At 61.7% G+C, this 24,423-nt stretch carries 18 protein-coding genes and 8 pseudogenes; 13 read left to right on the forward strand and 13 right to left on the reverse strand.

The window, feature by feature from the left end; translation table 11 throughout:
• Nucleotide 1: 1 nt before the first annotated feature.
• The 3 genes from ACFQJD_RS10245 to ACFQJD_RS10255 form a co-directional block, all read right to left on the reverse strand.
• A complete protein-coding gene (locus ACFQJD_RS10245) occupies nt 2–1,831 on the reverse strand; it encodes a PAS domain S-box protein (protein ID WP_379798022.1) in 1,830 nt (609 codons plus the stop codon).
• Nucleotides 1,832–2,059: 228 nt separating this feature from the next.
• A complete protein-coding gene (locus tag ACFQJD_RS10250; RefSeq protein WP_379798024.1) occupies nt 2,060–2,389 on the reverse strand; it encodes a hypothetical protein in 330 nt (109 codons plus the stop codon).
• Nucleotides 2,390–2,392: 3 nt separating this feature from the next.
• Nucleotides 2,393–2,767: a hypothetical protein gene (locus tag ACFQJD_RS10255; RefSeq protein ID WP_379798026.1), complete on the reverse strand. Its 375-nt coding sequence runs from the start codon at nt 2,765–2,767 to the stop codon at nt 2,393–2,395.
• Nucleotides 2,768–3,178: 411 nt separating this feature from the next.
• Between ACFQJD_RS10255 and ACFQJD_RS10260 the strand changes: the two genes are divergently transcribed.
• The 7 genes and pseudogenes from ACFQJD_RS10260 (at nt 3,179) to arsB (ending at nt 8,486) form a co-directional block, all read left to right on the forward strand.
• Nucleotides 3,179–3,667, forward strand: a complete 489-nt coding sequence (locus ACFQJD_RS10260; protein ID WP_379800479.1) for a type II toxin-antitoxin system death-on-curing family toxin — start codon at nt 3,179–3,181, stop codon at nt 3,665–3,667.
• 25 nt (nt 3,668–3,692) lie between these two features.
• Entirely contained in the window at nt 3,693–3,833 is a 141-nt protein-coding gene (locus tag ACFQJD_RS10265; protein ID WP_379798028.1) for a hypothetical protein, read from the forward strand.
• Nucleotides 3,834–4,283: 450 nt separating this feature from the next.
• Nucleotides 4,284–5,590 (forward strand): annotated as a pseudogene (locus ACFQJD_RS10270) (MFS transporter).
• A 56-nt stretch (nt 5,591–5,646) separates the two neighbouring features.
• On the forward strand, nt 5,647–6,045 hold the full coding sequence (locus tag ACFQJD_RS10275) for an ArsR/SmtB family transcription factor (protein ID WP_379798030.1): 399 nt from the start codon (nt 5,647–5,649) through the stop codon (nt 6,043–6,045).
• Nucleotides 6,042–6,485 carry a low molecular weight phosphatase family protein gene (locus ACFQJD_RS10280; protein WP_379798032.1) on the forward strand — a complete coding sequence of 148 codons (444 nt, stop codon included), beginning with the start codon at nt 6,042–6,044 and terminating at the stop codon, nt 6,483–6,485. The genes ACFQJD_RS10275 and ACFQJD_RS10280 overlap by 4 nt, the downstream gene beginning before the upstream one ends.
• Complete coding sequence (gene arsM, locus ACFQJD_RS10285) at nt 6,478–7,317, forward strand: arsenite methyltransferase (protein ID WP_379798034.1); 840 nt, start codon at nt 6,478–6,480, stop codon at nt 7,315–7,317. The genes ACFQJD_RS10280 and arsM overlap by 8 nt, the downstream gene beginning before the upstream one ends.
• 6 nt (nt 7,318–7,323) lie before the next feature.
• Nucleotides 7,324–8,486: pseudogene (gene arsB / locus ACFQJD_RS10290) on the forward strand (ACR3 family arsenite efflux transporter).
• Between the two features lie 210 nt (nt 8,487–8,696).
• On the opposite strand, the gene ACFQJD_RS10295 reads toward arsB, so the two are convergent.
• Complete coding sequence (locus ACFQJD_RS10295; protein WP_379798036.1) at nt 8,697–9,146, reverse strand: universal stress protein; 450 nt, start codon at nt 9,144–9,146, stop codon at nt 8,697–8,699.
• A gap of 99 nt (nt 9,147–9,245) precedes the next feature.
• Between ACFQJD_RS10295 and ACFQJD_RS10300 the strand changes: the two genes are divergently transcribed.
• Genes ACFQJD_RS10300 through ACFQJD_RS10310 form a run of 3 tightly spaced genes read left to right on the forward strand, consistent with a single transcriptional unit; the run spans nt 9,246 to nt 10,431 of the window.
• Nucleotides 9,246–9,458, forward strand: coding sequence for a CBS domain-containing protein (locus ACFQJD_RS10300; RefSeq protein WP_379798038.1), 213 nt, complete (start codon nt 9,246–9,248; stop codon nt 9,456–9,458).
• Nucleotides 9,458–9,673: an HPP family protein gene (locus ACFQJD_RS10305; RefSeq protein ID WP_379798040.1), complete on the forward strand. Its 216-nt coding sequence runs from the start codon at nt 9,458–9,460 to the stop codon at nt 9,671–9,673. Before ACFQJD_RS10300 ends, ACFQJD_RS10305 begins: the two co-directional genes overlap by 1 nt.
• Nucleotides 9,673–10,431 (forward strand): DUF2267 domain-containing protein, encoded by a 759-nt coding sequence (locus ACFQJD_RS10310; RefSeq protein ID WP_379798042.1) that lies wholly within the window; start codon nt 9,673–9,675, stop codon nt 10,429–10,431. Before ACFQJD_RS10305 ends, ACFQJD_RS10310 begins: the two co-directional genes overlap by 1 nt.
• A 48-nt stretch (nt 10,432–10,479) precedes the next feature.
• Here the strand turns inward: ACFQJD_RS10310 and ACFQJD_RS10315 are convergent, their stop codons facing one another.
• From ACFQJD_RS10315 to ACFQJD_RS10355, 9 genes and pseudogenes are all read right to left on the reverse strand, one after another.
• Nucleotides 10,480–10,713 carry a hypothetical protein gene (locus tag ACFQJD_RS10315; protein WP_379798043.1) on the reverse strand — a complete coding sequence of 78 codons (234 nt, stop codon included), beginning with the start codon at nt 10,711–10,713 and terminating at the stop codon, nt 10,480–10,482.
• Nucleotides 10,714–11,015: 302 nt separating this feature from the next.
• Nucleotides 11,016–12,062: pseudogene (locus ACFQJD_RS10320) on the reverse strand (CNNM domain-containing protein).
• A 179-nt stretch (nt 12,063–12,241) separates the two neighbouring features.
• Nucleotides 12,242–12,427 carry a hypothetical protein gene (locus ACFQJD_RS10325; RefSeq protein WP_379798045.1) on the reverse strand — a complete coding sequence of 62 codons (186 nt, stop codon included), beginning with the start codon at nt 12,425–12,427 and terminating at the stop codon, nt 12,242–12,244.
• 240 nt (nt 12,428–12,667) lie between these two features.
• Nucleotides 12,668–12,862, reverse strand: coding sequence for a cold-shock protein (locus tag ACFQJD_RS10330; RefSeq protein ID WP_089822659.1), 195 nt, complete (start codon nt 12,860–12,862; stop codon nt 12,668–12,670).
• A 230-nt stretch (nt 12,863–13,092) separates the two neighbouring features.
• Nucleotides 13,093–14,900: pseudogene (locus ACFQJD_RS10335) on the reverse strand (SLC13 family permease).
• A 157-nt stretch (nt 14,901–15,057) separates the two neighbouring features.
• Nucleotides 15,058–16,500: a sensor histidine kinase gene (locus tag ACFQJD_RS10340; RefSeq protein ID WP_379798047.1), complete on the reverse strand. Its 1,443-nt coding sequence runs from the start codon at nt 16,498–16,500 to the stop codon at nt 15,058–15,060.
• Between the two features lie 185 nt (nt 16,501–16,685).
• Nucleotides 16,686–17,551 (reverse strand): annotated as a pseudogene (locus tag ACFQJD_RS10345) (PAS domain-containing protein); the annotation flags it as partial.
• A gap of 44 nt (nt 17,552–17,595) precedes the next feature.
• Nucleotides 17,596–18,660, reverse strand: a pseudogene (locus ACFQJD_RS10350) (PAS domain S-box protein); the annotation flags it as partial.
• Nucleotides 18,661–18,736: 76 nt separating this feature from the next.
• Nucleotides 18,737–18,874 carry a hypothetical protein gene (locus tag ACFQJD_RS10355; protein WP_379798049.1) on the reverse strand — a complete coding sequence of 46 codons (138 nt, stop codon included), beginning with the start codon at nt 18,872–18,874 and terminating at the stop codon, nt 18,737–18,739.
• A gap of 1,188 nt (nt 18,875–20,062) precedes the next feature.
• On the opposite strand from ACFQJD_RS10355, the gene ACFQJD_RS10360 reads away from it, so the two are divergent.
• From ACFQJD_RS10360 to ACFQJD_RS10370, 3 genes and pseudogenes are all read left to right on the forward strand, one after another.
• Complete coding sequence (locus ACFQJD_RS10360) at nt 20,063–20,818, forward strand: IclR family transcriptional regulator (protein ID WP_379800481.1); 756 nt, start codon at nt 20,063–20,065, stop codon at nt 20,816–20,818.
• A gap of 526 nt (nt 20,819–21,344) precedes the next feature.
• Nucleotides 21,345–22,510, forward strand: a pseudogene (locus tag ACFQJD_RS10365) (acyl-CoA dehydrogenase family protein).
• A gap of 188 nt (nt 22,511–22,698) precedes the next feature.
• Nucleotides 22,699–24,419 (forward strand): annotated as a pseudogene (locus ACFQJD_RS10370) (acyl-CoA carboxylase subunit beta); the annotation flags it as partial.
• Between the last annotated feature and the right edge of the window lie 4 nt (nt 24,420–24,423).

Consider the following 24,423-nt stretch of genomic DNA (forward strand, 5'->3'; position numbering starts at 1 on the left):
ATCAGCGTGAGACTCCGATCAAGAGCGGACGCCGCATACTCAAGATGCTCACTGTCACAATCTTCGTGAGCCAGTTCGAGCCGCCCCCTACAACGTTCAACGGATTCCGAAGGTCGTGGCTGACAATACTGGCAAACTCTTGGAGTCGGTCGTTCTGGCGTTTGAGTTCACGTTTCTGCTCTTTACGCTCAGTCATATCCTGTGTGATTGCTAATACCTGCGTGACGGCTCCCTCGTGATCGCGCACAGGCACAGCCCGAAGATCGTATATGTGTTCTACGTACGTCAGTTCAGTCGTTGTCGTTTCGCCTTCCAGCGCCCGTGTAAACGTGGTTTCCAAGAGTTCAACGATCTCGTCCGAATACGGATCAACCTCAGCAACGGTATTGCCGGTCAGATCGTCAGGCGACGTTTCAATCGCATCGAATCCAGCGCCAGAGACGAGCTGGTAACGAAGATCCTCATCAAGTAGAAAGACGCCGCCGTTCGGGAAGTTTTCCGCGAGAGTGCGGTAGCGACGTTCACTCTCCCTCAACTCCTGTTCACGCTTTCTGCGCTTGCTGATGTCCCGCCCGACACCGACGAGACGCGGCTCGCCGTCGGGATGTTCAACCCGATCTGCCGCATACTCGTAGGGGATAGTTTCCCCACTTTTCGTCAAGAGAGAGGCTTCGAGTCGCGTATGTCCCGTCTCGAAGACTCGTTCGATCGCTGCTGCTGTTCGCTCGCGGTGCTCCTCGGGGACGAAATCTATGCCCTTCATCGACGCAATTTCCTCGTCCGAATAGCCCGTGACCTCGGTGAAGGCGTTATTCCACCGTTGCAGGTTGCCTTCGGTATCGTGGACAAAAAACAAGTCATCGATGGCATCAAGCATACGCTCCGTGTACTCCTGATAGCGTTCGAGTTCATTTCGGACATTCAGCGACGCCAAGGCGTGGGCAATATCGTCACCGAGTTCTTCAAGCGCTTCTTGCTCGGACTCTTCAAATGCATTCGGACGGTCGGCGAGGACAGCCAGAAGCCCGTAGAATTCAGTGTCGTAGTCCAGTGGGACGACAGCGAGCGATTGAAACCCGTGTTCTAACGCAAGACTTCGCCAGTGCTCATACGTGGGATCCGACTGGATGTCCTGAGCGATAGCGATTTCTCGCTTGTGGAACGCACGGCCGCCGGGAGCCTTTCGCCCCGGTGCATCCTCTGCGACGGACATCTCGAACCTGTCAAGAAACTCTTCGCCCTTGCCAGCCCACGTAGATGGTTGAATTTGCTTCGTTTCTTCATCGACATCGGCAACTACCGCGAATCGATACGGATCGGCGTCGGCAAGTATGTCACAGACCTGGGTTTCGATTTGCTGGTGGGATGACGCTCGGATAAGCGCCTGATTCACATCATTAACGATTCTGCGGATCCGTTCGAGCACCGCCCGGCGTTGCTTGTTGTGATACTGTTCGACACTATTCTGAATCCGGTTTGCAAGCAGTTCGTACCGGTCGGTTCCGCTTCCCTTTTGAAGATAATCGGTTGCACCGGCAGAGAGTGCGTCGCTGGCGACATCCTCGGATCCTTTGCCGGTGAATAGAATGAACGGCAACTCGGGATGGTCCTCGCGGACGGCTTTGAGGAATTCAATACCGTCTGTCTGAGGCATCTCGTAGTCGGAGACGATGCAGTCGAATTCGCTGGTGGAGAGTATATCCATCCCTTCACCGGGATCAGTCACCGTTTCGACGATGAATCGGTCATCTTCACGTTCGAGAAGTCTTGCTGCTGTATCGGCGAAACTCAGATCATCATCAACGTGAAGAATGTGTATAGACTCGCCCATTACCAATGATTGTCCGAACGTTGGGAAAAATATTGTGCTAACATTTAACACGGTCTATTGTATGATTAAATACGATTGATCAGATAATTTGACCCGAAACTAAATACCGTGCTAGTAATTCGAGATTAAGTTAGACTATACTGAGCAGAGACCACTCACTCGATTTCACATCCACTGAGCCTACTAGTAGATCTTCGCCCGGTAGTGTTCCGGGCGTACACTTTCGAACTACCGCAGATACGTCTCCAGTGAGTCTACGACGCGATCCACGAAGTCGTCAGTGACTCGGCCCTGCCACGCGACGAGGTCTTCGCTCCGGGGCGAGTGGATCGCCCACGGCGAAACGAACGACTCTCGTGGAACCCCGCCCGTTTCCCAGACGTCCTCCCCGAGACGAAGCGAGTCGTCGTATTCCTTCGTCGAGATAGCGACCGCGACGTGTTGCTCGTCGGCGAACGGGTGGGAACTGTTGTTCACGACGAGCCACGGTCGCTGGCGATCAGTGCCGAGTTTGAACGGATCGGTACTCCTGACGACATCGCCGCGTTCCGGCTCCATCGATTACTCGTCCTCGCTCGAATCCTGTTCGCTCGGATGCGGCTGGTCGGGTGCGACAGCGTCCCAGTGCTCCGACTCGATTCCGCCGTCGGCTTCGTCGAGCTGTTCGCTCACGTCGTGCAGATCGTACGCTGCGGCGACCCGCTGTTCGTCCTCCGTAATTGCCCAGTACTGCCCTCGATGGCGGACGAGGTCACGCTCTTTCAATCGCGTGAGCGCGGTGCCGACCGTGTTCGGGTCCTCGCCGATGGCTGTAGCTATCTCCGACCGGGTGAACGCCGCGTCCCGGTGCGTGTGGAGGTGTGTAATCACCTGCTCGGGCACGCTCGGCCCCTCCGGCAAATCCCCCGATTCGAACTCGTCGATGCTCACGGGCATACTGTGAGATTGGAGTGCTGATGTAATGAATGTACTGCCGTACTTCATATGCGTGTTCACTAGTAGAAACTCGCCCGGTAGTGTTCCGGGCGTACACTACGAGCTTTTGCAGCGCTCGCTACGCTCGCTTGCAAAAGCTCGACCAGCACTCCTCGCTCCAGCGCGCCTTCGGCGCTTAGTCGCTCGTCGGCCTCGCGCTCACGTCCGTTCGCGCGAGTGAACCGGCGACCTACCGGGCTCTCCGAACCGCTCGGTCGCCGGACGTTGGACTGTGATACTTCCACCGGGCTTACTGGTAGAAACTCGGCCGGTAGTGTTCCAGGCGTACATTTTGGAACTGAGTACCAGCGAGAGCCGAGCCAACCGCCTCGTGAAAAGCTACATCTTCTCGGCTTCGGTGGGCACATACGAATGAGTGATCCGCTCTGGTATCCGTCAGTCGAGGATATCCTCGATATCCACGACGACATCGTCTCGGAGTACTCGGATACCAGCCCTGGCGTCCAGAATCGAGGTGACGTGGAGTTTGCCCTCCAATATATCGAAGAGGGGAGTTTCGGAGCGGTTCCCGAAACGATTGACGAGAAGGCGTTTCACCTGCTTCGGCTGCTCGTTGCCAATCATCCGTTCGTGGACGGAAACAAGCGGACGGCACTCAACACGGTCGTCGTGTTCTATCTCCTCAACGGCTATCGATTCGATTACGACGACGATATTATAGACGTTCTGAAACGATTCGGCACGGACGAAACGACGGTGAGCGAAGAACGAATTATCGACTACCTACGAGCGAATTCCGAGGAGATAGACCTTGCCGAAGAAATCGAACGATGGCGAGACGAACTCGTTCGGCACGGACTCGAACAACTGACGGACGAGCCGTCGGACCCGAACGATTAACCACGCCCGCGGACAAGGCACACTCATGGCGACCGAAGAGCAACAGGGCGAAAGCACTCCACTCGACGACGTGATGGAGGACATTCGGCACGAACTCGTACTCCGTGTTGCCAAGGCCGACCGGGACGAACATCGCGATATCTACGACGCCCTCGAAGACGAGTAACCCCCTGAATTACCCGGCTGCTGAGTGAATTACTCGATTTTCTGCTATTACGGAGTGTTCTCAGTTTCACCGAGCTACTGGTGGATTCTCGCCCGGTAGTGTTAGGCGCCCATTTCGAATATCGCGTTAGCGGGGATACAGGCTCTTTAACGGGCGGTAAACGTTGGTGGTTCGAATAGATATGGTCCGATGGTCTGTCGGCCAAACGCTTATTCGACGCCTCTCGTTACTCGTAGATAGCATGGCCGGTTCGACCAGAGATGGAGCGAACCACCGACGAGGAACTTCGAGAGCGGGAGTCGACCCATCCGACAACGGGACGGGTGACCGGGAGCCACCGGACGTGCTCGATTGATTAGTGGAGAACGGACGTTCTCCGGCAAGGAAGTCGTATTGGTCAACGTCGACGGCATCCACGGTGCCGGCGTCTTCTTCACCCCGTAACAACCCATGGCAACCGAACACGAAACGGATTCGTACGACCTGTTCGACTCGTTCCGCCAGTTCTTCGCCCTTGAACGCGACGTCCTCGTGCTCTCACTGGCGATGCTGGCGTTCAGTCTTAGCTTCCAGATGACGAGTCGCTACGTTCCCGAGTACATGCGCGTTCTGGGGGCTGGAGCGGGCGCTATCGGACTGTACGGCAGCGTCAGTAATCTCGTCAGCGCGGTGTATCCGTATCCCGGTGGCGCGCTCTCAGACCGCGTAGGCTCGCGCATCGCGCTTACCGGATTCGCAGTGGTGACGACAGTCGGATTCGCGCTCTGGTGGCTCGCACCCGAACTCGGCCCGATAACGGTCGGAAGCGCAACGGTCCCCGCGTGGTCGTGGATCTTCATCGGGTTGTTCCTCGCACAGGCCTGGAAATCGTTCGGGCTCGGAGCGACGTTTGCCATCGTCAAGCAGAGCGTCCCGCCGGAGAAGTTGGCGATGGGGTTCGCTTCGACCGAGATTTTCCGCCGGATCGGCTTCCTCATCGGTCCGCTACTCGCCGCGGGTCTGCTCGCTATTTCGGCCACGTTCGTCGGGGGCTTCCAGCGAATCCTGTTACTCGGGATCGCGTTCGGTATCGTTGCCACCGTCGCCCAACACGTCCTCTACGATGCGAGCGAAGATGCGATTGGTGACTCCTTCGAGGGGCTTGACCAGATCCGACGTGACCTCGGAGAGATGCCAGAAACGCTCCGGCCACTGCTCGTCGCGGATACCCTCGTTCGGTTCGCGAACGGGATGGTCTACGTCTTCTTCGTCATCGTCGTTACCGACTTCCTCAGCGTCGGTTTCCAAGGGTTCGGGATAACTCTCCGACCGGACGCGTTCTTCGGTGTGCTGCTCGGCATCGAGATGGTGATCGCAATTCTCACGAAGGCACCCATCTCGAAGCTCGCGGAGTATACCGGATTGAAGCCGGTCGTCGGGCTCGGCTTCTTCGTCTATGCGACGTTCCCGATTCTGTTGATCAACGCCCCCGCAAGCCAGTGGGTCTTGGTCGCGTTGTTCGCGTACTCTGGCCTGCGGTTCGCCGGCCTCCCAGCACACAAGGCGATGATCGTCGGTCCGGCACAGGAAAACACCGGTGGACGTGTTACCGGGACGTACTATCTCCTCCGGAACACCATCGTCGTTCCCAGTGCCGCCGTTGGCGGTTGGCTGTACGGACAGAACCCGTCACTGGCGTTCACGCTCGCTACCGTCGTTGGCCTTCAGGAGCGGGATATTTCGCTGTATTCGGCGAGGAGTTCGAAGCATACGCATGAGAGATAAGTCGTGTAATCCGCAATAGTTATCTGATAGGCTGTTCAGATAATCATCTATGAGCCGACAGTCAGAACGACTCGAGCGGTTGATCACCGATCAGGAAGGCGAGTGCTGCGCCGCCGATATCGAAACACGGGTCGAAACGCTCGAACGTCACGTTACGGATTTCCCACCGGATACCGCTCGGGATCAGGCGGCACTCAAAGCTCTCAGTAACGACACTCGCTACACGATCGTTCGACTCCTGGCCGTTGCCGAGCGCGAGTTGTGCGTGTGTGAAATCACGCCCGTCGTCGACGTCAGCGATAGCGCGGTAAGCCACGCGCTCTCCGATCTGTACGATACCGGTCTCGTCTCGCGCCGCAAGGATGGCACTTGGCGATATTACGAAGCAACCGAGCGGGCAGTTGCTCTCCTCGGTGCACTCGACGAGACCAGGGAGCGATCTCGATGAGTCACGCTCCTGTTCGAGTGGCGTTCATATGCGTCCAAAACGCGGGACGAAGCCAGACGGCGACCGCCTTCGCCGAACAAGAACGGCGAGACCGAGGACTCGAGAACGAGGTCGAAATCCTCACTGGCGGAACGCACCCGGCAGATCACGTCCACGAGATCGTCGTCGAAGTAATGGAGGAAGTGGGGTTCGACCTTTCTGACCGGACACCACGTGAGATCACGACGTCGGAACTCGAATCCTGTGATTACGTGGCGACAATGGGCTGCTCGACGCTCGACTTCGACGCTGACGACACGGCGGTCGACGTTCGAGATTGGGCACTCGATGATCCCGATGGAAAGGATCTCGGCGAGGTACGCGAAATCCGGGAGGAGATCCGACAGCGAGTTCGTGAACTCTTCGACGAGATCGAAGAAGAGGTGGCCCAGCGTGTCTGACTCCGAACCGACGGAGACCGACGGTCCGCTCGATCCGGCGACGCAACGGCGCGTCGTTCGTGAACGGTACGCCCGGATCGCGACGGAAACCGAGGCGGAAAGTAGTCGCAGTTCCTCGGACGAGTGTTGCACAGACGGTGCTTCTGCTACAGAAGGAACCGCCGAGACGGCAGCGCAACTCGGCTACTCGACCGCTGACGTCGAGAGCGTCGAAGGCGAGGCAAATCTCGGTCTCGGCTGCGGCAACCCACAGGCGCTCGCATCGATATCTAACGGCGAAACTGTCTTGGATCTCGGGTCCGGGGCCGGCTTCGACTGCTTCCTCGCAGCCCAGGGAGTAGGTGAAGCAGGCCAGGTGATCGGGGTCGATATGACGCCGGAAATGGTCGAGAAAGCCCGCGCGAACGCCGACGAGAACGAGAGTGAGAACGTCGAATTTCGGCTGGGTGAGATCGAGCATCTGCCAGTCGGCGACGACAGCACCGACGTCGTCATCTCGAACTGCGTGGTGAATCTCTCCCCGAACAAGCCACAGGTCTTCCGGGAGGCGTTCCGTGTACTCCGGTCGGGTGGGCGACTCGCTATCTCGGATCTCGTCATGACCGCCGATGTCCCAGAGGGCGTCCGTGCCGACCCGGACTCTGTCGTCTCCTGCGTCGCGGGCGCAGCGACCATCGACCGACTCCGAGAGATGCTCACTGACGCCGGATTCGAGCAAGTCGAAATTTCCCCGAAAGACGACAGCGACCGGTTCATCCGCGAATGGGACGACGAATACGACGTGAGCGAATTCCTCGTCTCTGCGAGCATTACCGGGCGGAAACCGGAGTGATTACCGATGAGTAACGTCGATATCCACGAACACGGACCGAACTGTGACTGCGAGAGTTGCGGAGATCCGCGGTCGATGGATTTCCTCGACAAGTATCTCACCGTCTGGATCTTCGGTGCGATGGCCGTCGGTGTCGGACTCGGATTCGTCGCCCCGTCGGTGACACAGCCGATTCAGAATCTCTACCTCGTCGAAATCGGATTGATTCTGATGATGTATCCGCCGCTAGCGAAGGCGGATTACTCGCGGCTCCCGACCGTGTTTAGCAACTGGCGCGTCCTCGGACTGAGCCTCGTCCAGAACTGGCTCATCGGACCGACGCTGATGTTCGGACTGGCCGTCGTCTTCTTCAGCGGTCTCGTTCCCGGACTGCCTGCTCGTCCCGAGTACTTCCTCGGTCTGGTCTTCATCGGGATGGCCCGCTGTATCGCGATGGTACTCGTCTGGAACGAGTTGGCCGAGGGCTCGACCGAATACGTCACTGGATTGGTCGCGTTCAACAGTCTCTTCCAGATACTCACCTACGGGGTGTACGTCTGGTTTTTCGGACTCGTCCTCCCGCCACTGCTCGGCATGGAGACGCTCGTCGCCGGGATCGAGACGTTCGACATCACGCCGATGCAAGTGTTCCAGGCGATTGTTATCTTCCTCGGAATCCCGTTCGTCGGCGGATTCCTGACCCGCTACGTCGGAATCCTGCGAAGAGCGAAGAGTGGTACGACGACGTACTCGTCCCGAAAATCGATCCACTGACGCTCGTCGCACTGCTGTTCACCGTGATTGTGATGTTCGCAACGCAGGGCGAGAATATCGTCGCGTCGCCGGAGAGTGTCCTCGTGATCGCCGTGCCGCTGACGATTTACTTCGTGGTGATGTTCCTGGTGAGCTTCGGTATGGGGAGAGGGATCGGTGCGGACTACTCGACGACGACGGCTATCGGGTTCACTGCCGCATCGAACAACTTCGAACTGGCAATTGCCGTCGCAGTCGCGGTGTTCGGTGTCGGCTCCGGCGTCGCGTTCACGACGGTCGTTGGCCCGCTGATCGAAGTGCCAGTGCTGCTCGCGTTGGTCAACGTTGCCCTGTACTTCCAGCGGCGACTCGACTGGAGCGAGGGGATCTCTGGCGATCTCAATCTGTCTTCGGACACTGTCACCGAGGACGATTGACGAAGCGGGCATACTGGCCTGAAACCGCGGATTCCAGTTCTGCCGAGGCGGCTAGGTGTCGTCGACGACACCGAAGAGGGGCCGAGAACGCGACTGGCCGCCCCGAACGAGTCGGTTCGAGCGCGAAGGGGTCGGGCCCCCGGCGGACGTCGGCCGTGTCGGGCCGTGGAGGACTAGCCGTCCGTGACAGGCCCAGTGACGGATCGCTGCCTACTCGCTCACGTCGGTTTTCACGACGGTCGACGGCCGCGTCGTCAGTCGGAGGACTCGATCGGTCACGCTTCCGAGGAGGGCCCGGTACGCTTCCGGCCGTCGTTTCGTGCCGAGAACGATCAGATCCACGTCCTCCTCTTCGGCGTACGTAACGATCGTCTCAGCCGGTCGGCCGTGACGCATCGTCTCCACGACTTCGACCCCGGTGTCGCTCGCTTCGGCACGCACCTCTGCGAGCGTTTCCCGTCCGTGTTCCTCGAGGCCGTGTTCCGGCCCTTCGGCCTCGTCGACGTACTCGTCGCCGCTGTACGCAGTCACGACGTCCTCGTCGACGACGTAGAGCACGTGAAGAACGGCGTCGTGGGCCTCTGCGAGCGCGATCGCGTGTGATTCGGCTTCCTCGGACGCGACGGTTCCGTCCGTCGACAGCAAGATCCGATCGTACATTCGTCCCGTTTTCGAAGGAGAATTTAATAAAACCAGTTTCCCTTCGCTATGTAGGTGCTCGTTTAACCCGCGTTCGGGGAGCAGTCTTTTGTGGATCCAATGGCCACAGCAAGAGACATCGCCGCGTCCGACGTCGTGACGGCGGCGAGAAACGATACACTCAGTGACGTCGCCGGAGTCATGCGAGACGAACACGTCGGAAGCGTCGTGGTAGAAGAGGAGTCGTTGCCGGTCGAATCGTCACCGATCGACAACTCGCGCTCGGATTCGCCGACGATCCGGAAGTCGGTCACGAGACGGTCGACGAACTGATGACGCGCGACGTCGAGACGATCCTCGAAAGCGCGACGGTGTTCCAGGCGGCCCAGACTCTCAGCGAGGAGGGCGTCCGGCGGGCCCCGGTCGTCGATGCCGACGGGGAACTCGTCGGCCTGCTGTCGCTGGACGACCTGTTGTTCGTCATCCAGGAGGAGTACGACGCCGCCGAAGACGTCATCGAAGCCCAATCCCCCGCTTCTGAACGATGATGGACGCCAACGTTTTCACGGAGATCGTTCGCCAGCACGGCGGATTCGAATCGTCCGAGGACGCCCAACGGACGATCGCGGCCGTTCTCGAAGCGCTCAGCGAATGTATCGCTCGGGGCGAGGCCGAAGACGCCGCGCCACAGCTCCCGCCGGAGTTCGCGGGGCACTTGCTAGTCGACGAGCAGGAGGAGGCTGCCCCACTGGAGTTTCCGGCGTTCCTCGACCGAGTGAGCGAGGAGTCCGGGTTCGACCGCGAGGTGGCTCTGGCACGCGCGCAGGCGGTGATACTCGCGCTGTACCGCGCCCTCGACGAGTTCGAGTACGAGAGCATCCGGGGCCAGCTCCCCGAGGAGTACGGTCCGCTGTTCGACGAGGACGCACTCGCTGTGGAAGTGACGCTCTCCGGTGCGCTCGCCATCGAAACGGACATCCCCGAGGAGGACGCCCGGGACGCAACGGAGTCGGTCCTCGAGACGCTGGGTGAGCGACTCACGCTCGGCGAGGCCGAGGACGTCGCCGCCTATCTCACCGAGCGGGAAGCCGCGGCCCTCGTCGACCGCGAATCACCTGATTCCGCCGCCTTCGACGGCGACGAGTTCGTCGAGCGAGTCGCCGAGCGGGAGGGGATCGACGAGACGTCGGCCCGCGACTACGCCAAGCGCGTGGTCCGGGCCCTCGACAGCGTCGCGCACGACGAGATGGAACGCGCCCGCGAGCAGCTCGGTCCGAACTACGCGGCGCTGTTCTCCTCGACGTAGCCGCGCGTCGAGAACGTCCGGGCCGACTTTCGCCTCGCAGCCGAGACCTCAGTAGAGGTAGGTGATGAGTTCGGTGACCCGTCCGCCCGGGAACTCGACCTCCTCGACGTCTTGTTCGACCTCGTCGCCAGTGACGCCGGTCACGTTCGACACCGGGATTACCCGATCTTTCCCGTCGCCGTCCGGGGTCGCCAAGACGACGTCCCCGACTATCTTCGCCTCGGCGCACTCGATTTTGTGCTCGTCGTCCAGCGGAGTCTCGAGAAATACGGTCGCGCTCACACCGCCTCGTGGTCGGATGCGACGGGATATAATCGGTGACCCAGGTGCTGATCTGCCGAACGCCGTCAGTTCGGCTCACAGCCTCTCTCGGCGAAGCCGCTCCCGGCAGCGCGAACCGCCCGGGTCACTGCCCTCGGACCGACAGGCATCCCGCGCCCGACGACGTTCCGGGTAGACGGAGGCCCTCGTCTTCGGCGACGGCCTGGTGCAGTCGACGCCGACGAGCGATCCGACCGGCCGGCGGGCGACAACAGCGGTTATCGCTCGCGCACGCGGCGGACGATTCGCGGCGGTGGTCCGGACTAGTCGAGCGGGTCTTCGAGTTCGCCCATCACCGCTTCGAGCGCGTCGGTCGCCGTGAGAAGCCCCACGACCTCACCGCCCTCGAAGACGAGCGCAGCTCCTGGTCTTCCGCCTGGAACTGATCGAACGCGTCGCTGACGCTCGTCTCCGCCGCCAGCGTCATCGGGGGCGCGGCGATCTCGGTGAAGGACAGATCGCCCGCCCGTAGCTCCTCGTAGTGGTCGATTATCGAGGGCGCGTAGACGATGCCGTGGAAGTCGGTCGGGTCGTCCCCGACGAGCGGAAACCGAGTGTGTGGCGTATTTCGGATCCGTTCGAAGTTCTCCTCGACGGAGACGGTCGTCGACAGCGCGACGAGTTCGTCCGCGGGCACCATGATCTCGCGGATCGGCAGTTCGCCGACGTCCAGCGCGCTGAGAACTTCGTCGCGCCGTTCCTCGGGAAGCTCGCCCTCTTCGAGCAGCGAATGGAGCCGATTCCGGAGCTGCGCCCGCGATTCGAGCACCTCCTCCTCGGTTTCGAGCCACGCGCCCGTCATCTCGATGCCGAACAGTTTGAGAGTCCCCTTCGCGATCCAGTCGCCGACCGTGATGAGCGGCGAGATCAGCCAGTTGAACCAGTAGAGGGCGCGGCTCCGTACCGACACACCATCCGGGAGCGCTCGACGCCGAGGTAGGTCGGCGTCTGCTCGCCGTGGGTGAGATGCAGGAGATTGATGATACCGAACGCGATGACCGCGCCCGCGCCGATCGACGCGAGCGGGGTGTTGGCGAAATACGGCTCGAACAGGGCGGCCAATGCGGGTTCGGCGACGATCCCGACCGCGATACTGGATGCCGTGATCCCGACCTGACACGTCGTCAGATAGATCTCAGCTCGTTCGTCATCTCCCAGGCCCGTTCGAGCGCCGGGGTGCCGTCGACGAACTCCGATTCGGTGAACTGCCGGGCCCGGGTCAGTGCGAATTCGATGGCCACGAAAAAGCCGTTAGTCAAGATGAGAAAGAGACCAGCGGCCAACCGGAGAGCGAGCTCGAGCGGGGTCATCACTCAATGCTACCGAGTCCCACAGTAAATAAGCCAGGAAATCCGCTCGACTCTCGGACGGCTCACCTGCGAGGCGAATTCGCCGCCCGAACCGTTCCGGGCGGTCGTTCCAGCGACGCGCCCGGGCGGACGTCGGCATCGTCCGACTCGCCAGGCTCTCGAAGACGGTGGTTCACGGACTACGACTCCGCTTTGTCGTCGATGGAGACGACGTTCGCGGCGTCGCACTCGGGACAGCGCGGGTGTGCCTCGTCGAAGCGCGCCTCGCACTCCGTACACTGATACCGGGGGCGTTCTCCGGCCGCCTCCTCGGCGTTCGATTTGAACCGTTCGACCTGCCGGCCGAGTTTCCGAAAGGGGTTCATCGTCTCTACGGAACGGCTGCCAGGGGGATAAGGGTTCGGCGGCGGTCAGGACCGCTCTCGCGAGGTGCGACCGGGTGAGCGGCTTGCGGACCGACGATCGTCGACGGTGTCGCTGGCGCGTTTCCGGGGGACGAACTGCGTGGGACACGGTAGAGCAGGTACGGCGACGACTCTCACCGGTCGATTTGCCGAGAAGCGAAAGTACGTCGTGTCGCCGTGTGGCGACGGTGCGAAACTACGTTAGTTGCGAACGACGTTCGTCGCGCGGGGGCCCTTGGGGGCCTGTTCGATGTCGAAGTCGATTTCCGTCCCTTCCGTCAGATCCTCGCCGCCGACGTCTTCCATGTGGAAGAATACGTCGTCGTCAGAGTCGTCCGTCGAGATGAAACCGTAACCGCCAGTGTCGTTGAAGAAGTCAACTTTACCGTTTGCCATTGCGACTAAACGTACTTTCGGTGTACGGTTAAGAGTTCCGTATTACACCCGCTATTCCGAACATACAGTGGACATATATTCAATTACCATGCTAACTGAGTTAATTCGTCCACAAGATACGTTCTGAGCAGACGACGTGGACGATTCGGCACAACGACCGGACGCTTCCGAGGTATCAGCAGTTCCCACCGGCGGGCGGCGTAACGGGACTCAGCGACGGTCGCCGGCAGTCACACGCGAACGCCCCAGAAGTACGCGATACCGAGCACCGTGACGACGGAAAGGAGCATCTGCAGGGGCGCGCCGACCCGGAGGAAGTCCGAGAACGTGTATCCACCGGGTCCGTAGACGAAGAGATTCGTCTGGTAGCCGACCGGCGTCATGAACGCCGTCGAGGCGGCGAACGTCACGGCGAGGACGAACGCGAACGCGTTCGCCCCGATCGACTGGGCGGCACTCGCCGCGACGGGGATCATCAACACGACGCTCGCGTTGTTGCTGATGACACTCGTCAACAGCCCCGTCGCGACGTAGAAGACCCACAGGACGCCGATCACCGGAAGGAACGTCTCCGTCGACGCGACGACGTTCCCGAGGAGTTCCGCGGCCCCGGTCTGCTGGAGCGCGAGTCCGAGCGGAATGACGCCCGCCAGCAGGAATATCACGTTCCACTCGACGGATCGATACAGTTCGTTCGGCTTGAGAACGCCGGTGAGGATCATCGTCACGACCCCCGCGAGCGCGGAGACGACGATGGGGAGAATGTTCAGCGCCGGCAGCGCCACGACCCCGGCGACGATGGCGACGGCGAACGGGATTTTCTCGCTCCGGTAGTCGGTGCCCTCGAACTCGTGGGCCACGATGAAGTCCTCGTTCTGGACGAGGCGGGTGAGGCTGTCGGGTGGTGCCTGCACGAGGAGGGTGTCACCGACTCGGATATGAATGTCCTCGAATCGCTCACGGACCACGTCGCCGCGGCTTCGGAACGCGAGGACGTTCGCGGTGTAGCGCTGTCGAAACGTCGAACTGGCGAGCGTCTCCCCGACGAGAAACGACCCCGACGGTATGACGACTTCGACGAGGACCGGCTCCTCCTCGCCGGGATGGAGGTCGTCTTCCGTGCGAGGGCCGCCGGAGAAGGTGAGCCCCTCCGCGTCCATGATGCGTTCGAGCGACTCTCGGTTCGCCCGGACGCGGAGGGTGTCGTTCTCGTGGATCTCCTTTCGGGCGAGCGGTTCGTCGAACCGTTCCCCGTATCGGATCAGCTGTAACACGTCGACGTCGAATTCGCCGTCTTCGAAGGCTTCTTCGACGGTCTGTCCGACGAAGGGCGAATTCGCGGGCACGACGACGTCCGCGAGGTACTCCTGAAGATCGTACTCCTCGACGAGGTCGTCCTCGGCGGGCACGCGTTCGGGGAGCAACCGGACGCCGATCGTCATGAGATAGAGCGTCCCGACCGCGAACACGACGACGCCGAGCTTGGTGAACTCGAACATCCCGAACGCGTGGAGGCCGAGTTCGGGCGATTCCGCACCGATCCGGGCCGCAATGTCGCTCGCGAGGATGTTCGTCGACGTTCCGACGAGCGTCAGCGTCCCCCGAGCATCGACGCGAACGACAGCGGAATGAGCAGTTTCGACGGCGACGTCTTCCCGTTGTGTGCGAGGTCGGTGATGACCGGGACCAGAATCGCCACGACCGGAGTGTTGTTGACGACCCCCGAGATCGGCCCGGTGACGCCGATGGTCGCGGCGAGTTGCTTGCGGCGGTCGAGTCCGGCGAAGTCGGACATCTTTCGACCGATCGACTGGACGATTCCCGTCCGGTTGACGCCCGTGCTCAGGATGAGCATCGCCAACACGGTGATGGTGGCGGGACTGGAGAATCCGGAGATGCCCTCGCGTGCGGAGATCCGCGTCCACGGTTCGAGGACGATCAACAGGACCATCACTAGGAGAGCGGTGACGTCGACGGGAAGCCGCTCGGTCGCGAACAGCACGAGTGCCAGAAGAATGAGCGCGAACACGACGGCCATGTCGACCGTCACCGGCCCCGAAGCGACGCCGTGAATCGCCAGACCGATCGAAGAGAAAGACACACCGAACGAAGGCGATAGCGAGGGAAAAAGCATTCACAGCGGCGTTTGGGGGTCGTCACCGCCGTCTCTACTTGCTACGGACGCGGCCGGGGCCTCACGCGCGCTGTAGGCTGACTGAGAAGACGGCCCCGGTGGTGTCGCCGTCGGCGACGCTGATCGTCCCCCCGCAGCTCTCGACGATTTCACGGGCCAGGTAGAGCCCGAACCCGGTCCCGGGGCTGTCGAAGTTCTTCTCGCCTTTCTCGAAGACGCGGTCTTTCAGTTCGTCCGGGACGCCGGGGCCGTTGTCCTCGACGTGGACGGTGACAGTGTCGGCCGCGCTCTCGACGGAGACCGTGACTTCCGGCGTCTCCGCGTCGTTGTGCCGGACGGCGTTCACCAGGAGGTTCTCGAACACCTCCGGGAGAACCTCGTTCGCGTGGACGGCGTCGACGTCACCGAGGTCGCCGCGGAGCTCGAATTCGGCGTCGCGATAGCTCTTGCTGACCTGTTGGAGCTCCTCCCGGAGGATGGATTCGAGGTCGACCGCCTGCAGTTCCTGGTTCTCGTCGGTAACGATCGCCATCAGCGAGCGCATCGTCTCGATGAGGCTGATCAGATCGTCGGCCCGTTTGCGGACCGTCTCCAGATAGCGACTGCCCTCGGCCCGAACGTGCGGTTCGAGCAACCCCGCCTGTGCCTGGATCACGTTCAGCCCGTTGAGGAGGTTGTGTCGGAGCAGCCGATTGACGAATTCGAGGCGCTCGCGTTCGTAGTGGACCTGCCGCTCGCGCTCGAAGGCGGCGATCGCCAGGCCCGTGATCTCGCCGAGCTGACGGAGGACCTCGTACTTGTCGTCGTCGAACGCCCGTTCTCGGGTCGAGTAGACGTTCAGCACGCCGTACTGCTGGTCCTCGTAAACGATCGGGATCGCCGCCGAGGAGCGGATCCCCCGCTCGGCCGCCTGCTCGCGCCAGGGGTCGTACTCGGGGGCGTTCTCGACGCTGTGGACGATCTGGGACTCGCCCGTGCGAAGCGCCGTCCCGGTCGGCCCTCGACCGGTCGGGCTCTCGTCGACGGTGATGGTCACCTCGTCGAGATACCCCTGCGCGTTCGCCGCCGCCGACGGGACGACCTCGTCGGTGTCTCCGTCCGCGACGCCGATCCAGGCGAATTCGTAGGCGTCCGATTCCGCGAGGTGCTCACAGACCGCCGCTTCGATCTCCTCGCGGGTCGACTGCTGTGCCAGTTGCCAGTTGATGTCGCGGGCGATCTGGTTGAGGCGATTTCGCGCGGCGAGTTGCTCGTTCGAACGCCGGAGCTGTGCCTTCCGCTCGACCTGCTCGGTGATGTCCTGGGCGAGGCCCAGCCCCGCGAAAATCTCGCCGTCCGCGTCGCGCAGCGGCGTCGCCCACACCCGCCAGTTCCGGTCGGCGAACGTGGTCTCGACGCTCTCGGTCTCGCCGTCCTCGACGGCCGCTCGAAACACCGGTTCGAGGTCGTCGACGACGGCAGCGGGGTACCGCTCCGGCATCCGCGTCCCCTCGTGTGCCTCCACGCTGGCAAGGGGTCCCCAACCTTCTCACCGGCCACCAGCGTGTACCGGAGGTCGTGGTCGTAGACGCCGACGGCACCGTTCGGGAAGTTCTCGGCCAGCGTTCGGTACAGACGTTCGGACTCTTCGAGCTGTTGCTCGCGCTGTTTTCGCTGGGTGACGTCGTCGCCGATTCCGACGATCCGAGCCATCTCCTCGTCCTCGTCGTACACCCGGGTTCCCCGCGCGTGAATCCACCTGACTTCGCCGTCGGGTCGAACGATCCGGAACTCCTCGTCGAACTCCCCTCCGGGAGCGCGGTGAACGCCTCTCGAATCCGGTCCAAGTCGTCGGGATGGACCCCGTCGAGGAAAGACAGCGGCTCCTCGTACAGGGCGTCCCGGTCGCGTCCCCAGACGTCCTCGAACGCAGGGTTGATGTAGACGAACTCCTCGGCGTCGGCGGTGGCCATCCAGACGATCTCCTCCAGGTTCTCGGCGAGCAGCCTGAACCGCGCCTCGCTCTCGCGCAGGTCCCGCTGAGCCTCGCGTCGTTCGGTGACGTCCTGGATGACGAGCATCCCGACGGACACGTCCTCGTCGTCCCCGACCGGCAGCGTGTGGGCGAACAGGTGACGGTCGTGGTACTCGACCTCGAAGGAGTGTTTCTCGCCCTCGAGCGCGGCCCGGAAGTACGGTTCGACCTCGTCGACGAGGTCGTCGGGGTAGAGTTCGTACACGCTGTGCCCGACCCGGTCCTGGACCGGGATGTCGGCGTCGTCCAGGAACTGCCCGCCGGCGGCCGTGTAGCGGAGGTCCTCGTCGAACAGCCCCACGGCACCGTTCGGGAAGTTCTCGACGAGCGTCCGATAGCGGCGCTCGCTCTCCTCGATCCTGCGTCGCTGTTCCTTTCGCTCCGTGATGTCTCTGACGACGCCGACTTCCTTTTGCTCGCCGTCGCCCGTCCGGAGCGTCGAGGAGACGCCCTCCGTGGGGACGGTGTCACCGTCCGCCGTCCGAAGGGGGCTTCCACCGCCGGCGGAGACGCCTCGTCGTCCGCCGTCGACGTCCGCCACTCGCGCGACTGTTCGATCACGTCCTCGTCGACGACGAGCGAAGCGTGTTCCCCGATCAGTTCCTCGCGATCGTAGCCGGTCAGCTCCGCGTACGCCTCGTTGACCATCGTGAACCGGCCCTCCTCGTCTTTCACGTAGATGCCGTCGTCGATCGTCTCGACGATCGCCTCGTACTTTTTCAGTTCCCGCTTTCGCTCCCGACGCTCGGTCGTGTCCCGGACGACGCCGACTCGGTGCCAGCGTCGGTCGTCGCCGGGCAGCAACGCGAACGTCGCTTCCGCCACGATCCGATCCCCGTCGGCCGTCTTCAGTTCCGCCTCGATCGACGGTTCGGCCGTTTCGTCCTCGTCAATCGCCGCCTCTATCTCCTGTGCGCGCGCCGCCGCGTCCGCGTCGACGACGAGCGAGACGGGTTCCCCGATCAGGTCCTCGCGATCGTAGCCGAGCATCTCCGCGTACGCGTCGTTCACCATCGTGAACCGGCCCTCCTCGTCGACGACGTACACGCCGTCGTTGACCGTCTCGACGATCGTCTCGTACTGCTTCAGGTCCCGCCAGCGCCCCCGTTGGTCGGTGACGTCGCGAGCGACTCCGATAGCGCCCCGATCGGAGTCGTCCTCGACGAGCGGCGTCGTCCGCAGTTCCCAGAGGATCTGCTCTCCCGACGCAGTCTCGACGGGGAGTACGATCGGTTCGCTCCGTCCGGGAGTAGTCGCGCCGGGCGGCCCCGATCCGCACTCGACGGCCGAACCGTCGGTCTCGTCGAAGAGCAGGGAGGCGTGCTCTCCGAGGAGCTCTTCGCGCGAGTACCCCGTCTCCGCGACGACGACGTCGTTCACGGCGACGAAGTGACCTTCGGCGTCGAGGTGGTAGATCGCGTCGTCGATCGAATTCACGAGCGCCTGATAGCGTTCACGGGCTTCGGCGTCGCCTGCCTCCCCCAGAACGCGGTTGCAGAGGCTGCGGCCCGTTTGTCCATGAGTGACGTTGGCAGTTGCGGGCGAATAAGCGTGTTGACTGACAGATGCACGATCGTTCGCTGCGAGAACGCCTCCGGGGTCGATCCGGCCTCGGGGACGGCAAACCGGCCTCGCTGGTCCCGGATTCACCAGCCGATTCCCGGCAGCGAATCGTAGCGTCCAGCGCCCCTCCCGGAGACGACACCCCGTGGGAGACCCAGGGAGGTCACGGTGGATGAAAGAACAGGAGATTCGCGATCACTCCCCACGCGACCACCGAGGCACCGCCGAGCAACAGGTAAACGTCGATCGGATAGAGGTAGAAAATCGTCGCCGCGACGCCGTAGATCGCCGGAATAATCAAGAGTGCGAAGTCGTGTCGGGTCGGGATCGGCCCCCGGCGCAGTTTGTCGACGAGTCGTCTCTCCGGTGGGGGAGTCGTCATAGCATACGGTAACATACCATCTGTTCGGGAAAGTACCACGACCAAACCGAGGGCGATGCGATCGGTCCTGAACGCGGAGGTCGCAGCGAGCGGTCGCGTGGCGTACCCTCGTGGCTACAGCCGTGAAGTCTCCAGTCGAAGATATTTAAGCGTACAATTTTTCTGGAACCGCGTTCGAGAAGTTCCAGGGAGGGCCGCTCGTTGGCCACGCGAGGCAGGACAGCGGGTAGCGAGGCACCGCGACCACGGAGAATCGAAATCGGACACCAGGCGAGATCTATCGAAAATCTACCCACCGTTCTCCCGCAATATAGTCATCTCGGAGTACAGTTATGATTTCATATAATTATGGCGAAATAGAGTCGGATCGCCGTTCGAAATTGGGTGCAAACGGTCGATCTACAGCCGGCCGGCGGTGAACGCTCGGGTCGCGTTGCGATCGATGCGGAGGCGGATCCGAACCGACGACGACCGGTACTGGCCGTGTTGCTACCGATCCAGAGGCGAACAGGATTCGTTATGGCCGTAGTGCTCCGTTGAAATTCTATCTTGAGAACGTATTTATCGAAATCTTTGCTAAAACTTGACGATGACGAATATCGCAGGAATAAGGCCACTACTGTTCGGAATCGCAGTAATCTTGACGAACGAATTTACTCTCATCCACGACTTGATTCGGTACGGAAGAGATTACGGACCGAACACCGGCTTCGTTCAAATCGGGTTATTCGTAGGCCTCGTTATCTGCGCATTTGGGCTCTTACTAGGATACAAAACGAGTCAGCCGAGCGAACGCGAGTCTCCGACGCCGTCTCTCGCGTCGACGACGCATCCCGATTACAGGTGGTCCGCAACCGTCTCGGATCCTGACTTCAGTGCGAAGCAAACAGAGGTGCGACGTTGCCAAATATGTCTCTTAAGAACTAAAACTTCGAACAAGCCAATTTATAGATGTATTTCTCGCGCCGATCCGAGTGCCGCTGAGAAATCGATCGCGAACGCTGTCTCGGGGAAACGCGTACTCCCGCCATTACTCCAGATATAGGAAATTTTTATTGTGTAACAGTGGACAACACACGGCATGGGACAGGGAGACACGAGGGGCCGGTGAAAACGACGAGACAGTCGTTAGCGATTTTGGAGTACATCGAAGAAGCCGGCGGTGCGACGACGGCGGAGATCGTGGAGGAGTTCGACCTCCCGAAAAGCACCGCGTACAACCACATCAACACCCTCTACGAGAACGAATACGTGGCGCGATTCGGCGGGAAGTACGTCGTCGGTATGAAACTACTGGGGATGGGCGAATCCGCACGGACGAGACACGAAGCCTATCCGCTGGCGGACGCGATGGTGACGGAGTTAGCCGAGAGAGTCGAGGAGGGTGTAGACTTCTGCGTTCTCGAGCAAAGCACCGTCTACGCGGTCTTCAACGAGGTCGTGACCCCGAACGATCCGTACTTTCGAATGGGGAGGCAGTTCCGCCCCCACACGTCAGCGGCAGGGAAAGCGATCCTCGCAAAGTCCTCCGACACGAGGGTCGAGGACGTCCTCGACCGGATAGAGATGGTCAAACTGACGGACCACACGATAACCTCGAAATCGGAGTTCGAGGAGGAACTCGGGCGGGTGGAAAAACGAGGGTACGCGTACACCGACGAAGAGTACAGCGACGGCCTCAGAGCGGTAGCTGCACCTGTCGTCCTTCCCGACGGACGCGTCTACGGGGCCCTCAGCGTGGGTGGTCCGTCCTATCGATTCGAAGGGGAGTATTACCGCGAGAGGATTCCGAGAGAGGTGCTTAACGCCGCCTCGGAGCTGGAAGACCGGATCGCGTCGGAGTATCGGCCCGGGGCGAAGTGACGTCGGATCGTCGACGCGAGTTCTCGAGGATAACACCCATACTCCCGTTATATTTAGAGAGTAGAAGATCCGAAAACGAGACCGGTGAAGGCCGATTCACGCCCCGATACGAGTAAGACAACGGATAGTTTCACTGTTCGTTCTCCGTCCGTCGATCGTTAGCTGATATAGATACAGATTGATCGGACTTATTAATATAGCGGCATCGGCTCGGTGATCGTGACCGAATCTGACACGCGATCCAGTAGCTTACTCCACGGAACGGGTGTCGTGGTTCGTCGGAGCCCCCTGTTCGCTCCCGGCGGCGGGCCCGATCTCATGCGCAAGGCGACCGAGCGAACGGGGTGTGAAATCGACGGCCAGAGACGCGCCGCTCGTCACCCGAGCGGAGCGTATTCTCGACCGTGCTCGCCGGGCGGAACAGCGGAGTCGTCACGCGACACGAGGTGTCCGCGGCCGTAAACGGCGGCACACCGTTTTGAGCACAAACTACAAATGCGATGCACGTACCCGATAGTACGAGGAAATGAACTTCGACACGGGGCCTGAGCACTCGATGATCCGGTCGACGGCGACGGAGATCGCCGAGGAGTTCGGACCAGAATACTGGAGGGAGAAAGAGGAGAACGGGGAATTTGCCCGGGATTTCTGGGACGAACTCGGCGACGCTGGCTTCCACGGTCTACTCGTCCCCGAAGAGTATCGCGGAGTTGGCATGGGCATGCAGGAGATGGGCCTGGCCATGGAAACGCTCTGTGCCGAAGGATGTGGCATGGCCGGCACCTGGTATCTGGTTTTGACGGCCGGAATGGCCGCCGTTGGCCTGCGGGAGTACGGTACGGAGCGCCAGAAAGAGGAGTATCTGACCGACATCGCTACCGGCGACCGGAATTTCTCTATCGGCATCACGGAACCGGAGGCCGGGACGAACACGCTCGACGTCGCGACCCGTGCCGAGCGGGACGGTGACGAGTACGTCCTGAACGGCCAGAAGGCGTGGATCACCTTTGCGGACCGCGCCGACGACATGATCCTCGTGACGCGGACGACGCCGATCGACGAGGTGGAGCGGAGTACGGACGGGATCAGCCTGTTCGTCGTGGATATGGACGATCCCGGGATCAGCGTCTCTCCGATTCCGAAACACGCGATGAACTACTCGAAGTCCTGCGAGGTGTTCCTCGAAGACGTTCGAGTGTCCGAAGGCGATCTGCTCGGCGAAGAAGGGGACGGTTGGTGGGTCCTCGTCGACATGCTCAACCCCGAGCGGATCGGGTTCGCCGCCGCGGGGGTCGGAATCGGCAAGCTGCGGCACACACGGCCATCGAGTACACCAACGACCGCGAAGTGTTCGGACAGCCAGTCGGTGCCTATCAGGGCGTCTCCTTCCCGATAACCAAGCCCTACGCCCGCCTGGAGGCGTCCACGCTGATGCGGAACAAGGCGGAGTGGCTCTACGACCAGGGTGAGGACTGCGCGTACGAGACGAACGTCGCCAAGGCGACAGCGGTCTCCGCCGGTATCGAGGCCGTCAAACAGTCGATGCAGGCGTTCGGTGGGTGGGGGTACGCCACGGAGTACGACGTCGAGCGGTGGTGGCGCGAAATCAACCTGACCCGGCTCGCGCCCGTCACTCAACAGATGGCGTACAACCACATCAGCCAGCAGATCGGCTTCCCGGAATCGTACTGATCCATGTTCGGCAAGCTACTCGTCGCCGGTCGAGGCGGGATCGCGCGAGGCGACGTGCTCTGTGTCCCCGAAGCCACGGCGATGGAAAGCGACGTGGTCACACCGGGGACGGCACGGTGGCAGCCGTCGCCGCCCAAGAAAGAGAGTCAGTCGGCACGGGTGACACCCTCATCGTCGTGGAGTGAACAATGAAAGTTAGCGTTTCAGACGAGGTGAGTGCGGACGAGGCACAGGCGATCGCCGAGGCGTTCGCCGAGCGATTCGAGAGCGACGTGTCCGTGGCGAGCCGGAGCGGCGACGTACTCGGGAGCGCCACCTACAGCGGCACGGGCGTCGACGAGTCCGCTCCGTCGAAGTTCGACGACGACCTCGGTCCGACCGAGCGTGAAGAGCGCCTGTGGGAGGAAATCGAGGAGATCGAACGCGGAGGTCCCGAGAAGTACAAAGAGCAACTGCCCGAGCAAGGCAAGAAGTTCGTCCGCGACCGGCTCGACCTCTGGTTCGGCGAGGGCGGCCTCCACTTCGAGGACGGCAAATTCGCCGAGTTCGACGCGTCCGATCAGCTGCCCGCCGACGGTCTCATCACGGGTGCCGCGGATTTCGAGGGCCGCGACGTCCACTTCATGGCCAACGACTACACTGTCAAGCGCGGGAGCATGGCCGCCAAGGGCGTCGAGAAGTTCCTCCGGATGCAACAACGCGCGCTCAAGACGGGACAGCCGGTTCTGTATCTGATGGACTCCTCCGGCGGACGCATCGACCAGCAGACCGGCTTTTTCGCCAACCGCGAAGGCATCGGGAAATACTACTACAACCACTCGAGGCTCTCCGGGCGCGTTCCGCAGATCTGCGTCCTCTACGGTCCCTGTATCGCCGGCGCGGCTTACACCCCCGTCTTCGCCGACTTCACCGTCATGGTCGAAGGGATGTCCGCCATGGCGATCGCGAGTCCGCGGATGGTACAGATGGTCACCGGCGAAGACATCTCGATGGAGGAGCTCGGCGGCCCGGACGTGCACGCCGAACACTCCGGCAGCGCCGACCTCGTCGCCGAGGACGAAGAACACGCCCGCGAACTGGTCGCTCAACTCGTCTCCTACCTCCCGAAGAACTGCGACGAGGACCCGCCACAGACGGAGGGCAAAGCCCCGTCGCTGTCGCCGGAGGGCATCGACGGCGTCATCCCGAAGGAACCGAACCGCGGCTACGACATGGAGAGCATCATCCGCCGGGTAACCGACGCGGGGTCGTGGTTCGAACTCAAGCCCGAGTACGGCAAGGAGATTCTGACCGGCTTCGCCCGCATCGACGGTCGTCCGATCGGCATCGTCGCCAATCAGCCGACCCAGCGAGCGGGCGCGATCTTCCCCGACGCCGCGGAGAAGGCCGCGCAGTTCATCTGGACGTGCGACGCCTACAACGTCCCGTTGCTCTACCTCGCTGATACGCCCGGATTCATGGCCGGTTCCGACGTCGAGAAAGACGCCATCCTGGAGAAGGGCAAGAAGATGATTTACGCCACGTCGTCGGCCACGGTCCCGAAGCAGTGCGTCGTCGTGCGCAAGGCCTACGGCGCGGGTATCTACGCCATGTCCGGGCCCGCCTACGACCCCGAATCAACCATCGCGCTCCCGAGCGGTGAAATCGCCATCATGGGGCCGGAAGCGGCCATCAACGCCGTCTACGCCCGGAAGCTGCCGAAATCGACGACGAGGAAGAGCGCGAGCGGAAAGAGGAGGAACTCCGCGAGGAGTATCGCCGCGACATCGACGTCCACCGGATGGCGAGCGAGGCGGTCATCGACGAGATCGTCCCGCCGAGTACGCTCCGGGACGAACTCCGGGCCCGCTTCGCGTTCTACGAGGACGTCGAGAAGGAACTCCCGGACAAAAAGCACGGGACCGTCCTCTGGG

It is taken from the genome of Haloplanus sp. GCM10025708 (assembly GCF_042663985.1).
Lineage (GTDB): Archaea > Halobacteriota > Halobacteria > Halobacteriales > Haloferacaceae > Salinirarus > Salinirarus marinus.

What these genes read in the sequence shown, in the direction of transcription:
- ACFQJD_RS10245 (WP_379798022.1), bottom strand. Translation starts at nt 1,831, where the DNA reads ATGGGCGAGTCTATACACATTCTTCACGTTGATGATGATCTGAGTTTC.
- ACFQJD_RS10250 (WP_379798024.1), bottom strand. Translation starts at nt 2,389, where the DNA reads ATGGAGCCGGAACGCGGCGATGTCGTCAGGAGTACCGATCCGTTCAAA.
- ACFQJD_RS10255 (WP_379798026.1), bottom strand. Translation starts at nt 2,767, where the DNA reads ATGCCCGTGAGCATCGACGAGTTCGAATCGGGGGATTTGCCGGAGGGG.
- ACFQJD_RS10260 (WP_379800479.1), top strand. Translation starts at nt 3,179, where the DNA reads ATGAGTGATCCGCTCTGGTATCCGTCAGTCGAGGATATCCTCGATATC.
- ACFQJD_RS10265 (WP_379798028.1), top strand. Translation starts at nt 3,693, where the DNA reads ATGGCGACCGAAGAGCAACAGGGCGAAAGCACTCCACTCGACGACGTG.
- ACFQJD_RS10275 (WP_379798030.1), top strand. Translation starts at nt 5,647, where the DNA reads ATGAGCCGACAGTCAGAACGACTCGAGCGGTTGATCACCGATCAGGAA.
- ACFQJD_RS10280 (WP_379798032.1), top strand. Translation starts at nt 6,042, where the DNA reads ATGAGTCACGCTCCTGTTCGAGTGGCGTTCATATGCGTCCAAAACGCG.
- ACFQJD_RS10295 (WP_379798036.1), bottom strand. Translation starts at nt 9,146, where the DNA reads ATGTACGATCGGATCTTGCTGTCGACGGACGGAACCGTCGCGTCCGAG.
- ACFQJD_RS10300 (WP_379798038.1), top strand. Translation starts at nt 9,246, where the DNA reads ATGGCCACAGCAAGAGACATCGCCGCGTCCGACGTCGTGACGGCGGCG.
- ACFQJD_RS10305 (WP_379798040.1), top strand. Translation starts at nt 9,458, where the DNA reads ATGACGCGCGACGTCGAGACGATCCTCGAAAGCGCGACGGTGTTCCAG.
- ACFQJD_RS10310 (WP_379798042.1), top strand. Translation starts at nt 9,673, where the DNA reads ATGGACGCCAACGTTTTCACGGAGATCGTTCGCCAGCACGGCGGATTC.
- ACFQJD_RS10325 (WP_379798045.1), bottom strand. Translation starts at nt 12,427, where the DNA reads ATGAACCCCTTTCGGAAACTCGGCCGGCAGGTCGAACGGTTCAAATCG.
- ACFQJD_RS10330 (WP_089822659.1), bottom strand. Translation starts at nt 12,862, where the DNA reads ATGGCAAACGGTAAAGTTGACTTCTTCAACGACACTGGCGGTTACGGT.